This is a genomic window from Caulobacter sp. CCH9-E1, assembly GCF_001556515.1.
Classification (GTDB): domain Bacteria; phylum Pseudomonadota; class Alphaproteobacteria; order Caulobacterales; family Caulobacteraceae; genus Caulobacter.
The window spans coordinates 1-5641 of record NZ_LSJA01000371.1 but is presented as its reverse complement, the minus strand read 5'-3'; the positions used below and the strand labels follow the sequence as shown (position 1 = coordinate 5641).

The 5641-nt window shown below is 55.3% G+C and carries 3 tRNA genes and 3 rRNA genes; all 6 read left to right on the top strand.

Annotation, left to right across the window (positions count from 1 at the left end):
• Nucleotides 1-325: 325 nt before the first annotated feature.
• The 6 genes from AX690_RS20935 (at nt 326) to AX690_RS20910 (ending at nt 5638) form a co-directional block, all read left to right on the top strand.
• Nucleotides 326-1809: ribosomal RNA gene (locus AX690_RS20935) — 16S ribosomal RNA — on the top strand.
• 172 nt (nt 1810-1981) lie between these two features.
• Nucleotides 1982-2058 (top strand) — tRNA-Ile (locus tag AX690_RS20930).
• Between the two features lie 65 nt (nt 2059-2123).
• Nucleotides 2124-2199 (top strand) — tRNA-Ala (locus AX690_RS20925).
• A 296-nt stretch (nt 2200-2495) separates the two neighbouring features.
• A 23S ribosomal RNA gene (locus AX690_RS20920) occupies nt 2496-5281 on the top strand.
• A 104-nt stretch (nt 5282-5385) separates the two neighbouring features.
• Nucleotides 5386-5500: ribosomal RNA gene (gene rrf, locus AX690_RS20915) — 5S ribosomal RNA — on the top strand.
• Together the 16S, 23S and 5S rRNA genes with 3 tRNA genes alongside form the textbook arrangement of a ribosomal RNA operon.
• A 61-nt stretch (nt 5501-5561) precedes the next feature.
• Nucleotides 5562-5638, top strand: a tRNA-Met gene (locus tag AX690_RS20910).
• Nucleotides 5639-5641 lie beyond the last annotated feature (3 nt).

Below are 5641 nucleotides of genomic sequence, written 5' to 3'. Positions count from 1 at the left end.
AAACGATTTGACACGGAATTCGAGGTTGGATAGATAGCCGCCTCCGCCGACACCGGGCGCTAAACGGTGGGGCCGCTGAGGCGGTTCGGGTCTTTGACATTGTTGATTTGGAAAGAGAAACGCAGGCGGCGGCGCTCTGGCGGTTCACTCTACGGAGTGGATCATTTGGCGCTGACGTAATGCGGTCTCTTGAAGACACCATTAATACGCCGGTCGGTTCTTCGGAGCTGGTCGGAGTGTGATGGGAACTCGTCAAGAAACTATGCAAACCAGAACGCGGACTGAGGTTCTCCCCTCGGTCTAAATACTGGAGTCAATGTCAACTCAACCTGAGAGTTTGATCCTGGCTCAGAGCGAACGCTGGCGGCAGGCCTAACACATGCAAGTCGAACGGATCCTTCGGGATTAGTGGCGGACGGGTGAGTAACACGTGGGAACGTGCCCTTTGGTTCGGAACAACTCAGGGAAACTTGAGCTAATACCGGATGTGCCCTTCGGGGGAAAGATTTATCGCCATTGGAGCGGCCCGCGTCTGATTAGCTAGTTGGTGGGGTAAAGGCCCACCAAGGCGACGATCAGTAGCTGGTCTGAGAGGATGATCAGCCACATTGGGACTGAGACACGGCCCAAACTCCTACGGGAGGCAGCAGTGGGGAATCTTGCGCAATGGGCGAAAGCCTGACGCAGCCATGCCGCGTGAATGATGAAGGTCTTAGGATTGTAAAATTCTTTCACCGGGGACGATAATGACGGTACCCGGAGAAGAAGCCCCGGCTAACTTCGTGCCAGCAGCCGCGGTAATACGAAGGGGGCTAGCGTTGCTCGGAATTACTGGGCGTAAAGGGAGCGTAGGCGGACTGTTTAGTCAGAGGTGAAAGCCCAGGGCTCAACCTTGGAATTGCCTTTGATACTGGCAGTCTTGAGTACGGAAGAGGTATGTGGAACTCCGAGTGTAGAGGTGAAATTCGTAGATATTCGGAAGAACACCAGTGGCGAAGGCGACATACTGGTCCGTTACTGACGCTGAGGCTCGAAAGCGTGGGGAGCAAACAGGATTAGATACCCTGGTAGTCCACGCCGTAAACGATGAGTGCTAGTTGTCGGCATGCATGCATGTCGGTGACGCAGCTAACGCATTAAGCACTCCGCCTGGGGAGTACGGTCGCAAGATTAAAACTCAAAGGAATTGACGGGGGCCCGCACAAGCGGTGGAGCATGTGGTTTAATTCGAAGCAACGCGCAGAACCTTACCACCTTTTGACATGCCCGGACCGCCACAGAGATGTGGCTTTCCCTTCGGGGACTGGGACACAGGTGCTGCATGGCTGTCGTCAGCTCGTGTCGTGAGATGTTGGGTTAAGTCCCGCAACGAGCGCAACCCTCGTGATTAGTTGCCATCAGGTTTGGCTGGGCACTCTAATCATACTGCCGGAGTTAATCCGGAGGAAGGCGGGGATGACGTCAAGTCCTCATGGCCCTTACAAGGTGGGCTACACACGTGCTACAATGGCGACTACAGAGGGCTGCAATCCCGCGAGGGGGAGCCAATCCCTAAAAGTCGTCTCAGTTCGGATTGTTCTCTGCAACTCGAGAGCATGAAGTTGGAATCGCTAGTAATCGCGGATCAGCATGCCGCGGTGAATACGTTCCCGGGCCTTGTACACACCGCCCGTCACACCATGGGAGTTGGCTTTACCCGAAGGCGCTGCGCTAACCGCAAGGAGGCAGGCGACCACGGTAGGGTCAGCGACTGGGGTGAAGTCGTAACAAGGTAGCCGTAGGGGAACCTGCGGCTGGATCACCTCCTTTCTAAGGATGCTTCTCCAGTCTCTCACGGGACTATTGAGGCTCCAGACACGGTGCGCTTGACGCACCACAAAGAGCGGATCGCCGCCGTCTTCGTTTCTCTTTCCACACATTCCGGTCGAACGAGATCGGGATGCAATCGCGAGCCCGGGGCTGACGCCACGAAGGCCGTCATAGGCCTGTAGCTCAGGTGGTTAGAGCGTACGCCTGATAAGCGTAAGGTCGGCAGTTCGAGTCTGCCCAGGCCTACCACTCTTTCTCCTGACTTCGGATCACGACCAGCTCTCCTGGCTAACCCAGATCTCTTGCAAAAGAGCGGGGCCATAGCTCAGTTGGTAGAGCGCCTGCTTTGCAAGCAGGATGTCGTCGGTTCGAATCCGTCTGGCTCCACCATCTTTGTTGGTTGTCTTCGCTACCGCTTCGCTACTTGAGCGAAGCCAACAGCTTGAGGACACGGCGGGGACAATCTCGCGATTGGAATGACAAGTTTGCACTGGCTCTTGAGCCAGCTGCGAAATGACATTGTGAAGGCAGGGTTCTCCCGCCGACCGCAGCTCACCCCTGGGATGCGGATCCGGTTTAAGGGCGGACTTAAGAAGACATCATTGTCTGACTAAAGGTAGAGCCCAGGCTCAGCCTTCCCCGCGCGATGCGGCGAGGGCTGAAACAGCATGGGTTTTGCTGAGAACGATCAAGCGCATAAGGGCTTCTGACGGATGCCTTGGCATTGAGAGGCGATGAAGGACGTGGCACGCTGCGATAAGAGCCGGGGAGGCGCGAGCACCCTTTGATCCGGCTATCTCCGAATGGGGAAACCCACCTTTATGGTCACCCGACTTAGTCTCAGCTTCGGCTGGGGCTGCGATCGGTTGATCAGACAAGGTATAATGACCTGAATACATAGGGTTCATTAAGCAAACCCGGGGAACTGAAACATCTCAGTACCCGGAGGAAAGGACATCAACCGAGACTCCCGTAGTAGTGGCGAGCGAACCGGGACCAGGCCAGTGCTGTCGTGACATAAAGCTGAAGGATCTGGGAAGGTCCGCCATAGTGGGTGATAGCCCCGTAAGCGTCAAATAGCGACAGACTCGAGTAGGGCGGGACACGTGAAATCCTGTCTGAACATGGGGGGACCACCCTCCAAGCCTAAGTACTCCTCAATGACCGATAGCGAACAAGTACCGTGAGGGAAAGGTGAAAAGCACCCCGACAAGGGGAGTGAAACAGAACCTGAAATCGGAAGCCTACAAGCAGTCGGAGCCACCGCGCGTGGTGACGGCGTACCTTTTGTATAATGGGTCAGCGACTTCATGTGCCGTGCAAGCTTAAGCCGTTAGGTGTAGGCGCAGCGAAAGCGAGTCTGAATAGGGCGAATAAGTACGTCGCATGACGACCCGAAACCAGGTGATCTATCCATGAGCAGGTTGAAGGTAAGGTAACACTTACTGGAGGACCGAACCGGTGAATGTTGAAAAATTCTCGGATGACTTGTGGATAGGGGTGAAAGGCCAATCAAACCTGGACATAGCTGGTTCTCCGCGAAAACTATTTAGGTAGTGCCTCGGACGAATTCCTTGGGGGGTAGAGCACTGAATGGATGCGGGCGGCGCGAGCTGTACCAATTCTAATCAAACTCCGAATACCCAAGAGAACTATCCGGGAGACACACGGCGGGTGCTAACGTCCGTCGTGAAAAGGGAAACAACCCTAACCATCATCTAAGGCCCCCAAGTTCTGGCTAAGTGGGAAACGATGTGGGTTTGCTTTGACAACCAGGATGTTGGCTTAGAAGCAGCCATCATTTAAAGAAAGCGTAACAGCTCACTGGTCAAGCGAACCTGCGCGGAAAATGTAACGGGGCTCAAGCCAGACGCCGAAGGTATGGGTGTGCGTAAGCACGCGGTAGCGGAGCGTTCCGTAAGCCGGTGAAGGTGAGGCGTGAGCCTTGCTGGAGGTATCGGAAGTGAGAATGCTGACATGAGTAGCGATAAAGAGGGTGAGAGACCCTCTCGCCGAAAGCCCAAGGGTTCCTGCGTAAAGCTAATCTGCGCAGGGTTAGTCGGCCCCTAAGGCGAGGCCGAAAGGCGTAGTCGATGGGAATCAGGTGAATATTCCTGAACCAGTTGGAAGTGACGGATCTGGTAAATTGTCAGGGCTTATTGGATTGCTCCTGGCAGTGAACAGGTCCCTGGAAATAACTCCAACGGAGACCGTACCCGAAACCGACACAGGTGGGCAGGTAGAGTATACCAAGGCGCTTGAGAGAACTATGCTGAAGGAACTCGGCAAATTGCACGCGTAACTTCGGGATAAGCGTGACTCTCTTTTGGGCAACCAGATGAGAGTGGCACAAGCCAGGGGGTAGCGACTGTTTATCAAAAACACAGGGCTCTGCGAAGCCGCAAGGCGACGTATAGGGTCTGACGCCTGCCCGGTGCCTGAAGGTTAAAAGGAGGGGTGCAAGCTCTGAATTGAAGCCCAGGTAAACGGCGGCCGTAACTATAACGGTCCTAAGGTAGCGAAATTCCTTGTCGGGTAAGTTCCGACCTGCACGAATGGCGTAACGACTTCCCCACTGTCTCCAGCATAGGCTCAGCGAAATTGAATTCCCCGTGAAGATGCGGGGTTCCCGCGGTCAGACGGAAAGACCCTATGAACCTTTACTGCAGCTTCGCCTTGGCGTTAGCAGCAACATGTGTAGGATAGGTGGGAGGCTATGAAGCAGGGGCGCCAGTTCCTGTGGAGCCATCCTTGAAATACCACCCTTATTGTTGCTGACGTCTAACCGCGGCCCGTTATCCGGGTCCGGGACATGGCGTGGCGGGCAGTTTGACTGGGGCGGTCGCCTCCCAAAGTGTAACGGAGGCGCGCGATGGTGGGCTCAGACCGGTCGGAAATCGGTCGTCGAGTGCAATGGCATAAGCCCGCCTGACTGCGAGACTGACAAGTCGAGCAGAGACGAAAGTCGGCCATAGTGATCCGGTGGTCCTGCGTGGAAGGGCCATCGCTCAACGAATAAAAGGTACTCTAGGGATAACAGGCTGATTTTGCCCAAGAGTCCATATCGACGGCAAAGTTTGGCACCTCGATGTCGGCTCATCACATCCTGGGGCTGGAGCAGGTCCCAAGGGTTCGGCTGTTCGCCGATTAAAGTGGTACGTGAGCTGGGTTCAGAACGTCGTGAGACAGTTTGGTCCCTATCTGCCGTGGGTGTACGAGACTTGAGAGGATCTGTCCCTAGTACGAGAGGACCGGGATGGACACACCTCTGGTGGACCTGTCATGGCGCCAGCTGTGCAGCAGGGTAGCTAAGTGTGGAATAGATAACCGCTGAAAGCATCTAAGCGGGAAACTAACCTCAAAACAAGGTCTCGCTGAGAGCCGTGGAAGACCACCACGTTGATAGGCCGGGTGTGGAAGTGCGGCGACGCATGGAGCTTACCGGTACTAATAGCTCGATAGGCTTGATCGTTCTTCAGTCAAACCCATGCAACAGGCATGGCTCTACTTCAGACACTGATGTCTTCTTCACAATCACTGACCCCGCAAGGGGTCGGTCGATATCCTTTTCGCTGACCTGGTGGCTTTGCCGGGGGTTCCCCACCCGATCCCATTCCGAACTCGGTCGTTAAGTCCCCCTGGGCCAATGGTACTTCGTCTCAAGGCGCGGGAGAGTAGGTCGCCGCCAGGTCCGCCAAAAGGATATCAAAACACAAGTCCAACACCCTGCCTCACAATCCTAAACACCCTGACGCGGGGTGGAGCAGCCCGGTAGCTCGTCAGGCTCATAACCTGAAGGTCACAGGTTCAAATCCTGTCCCCGCACCCAAGG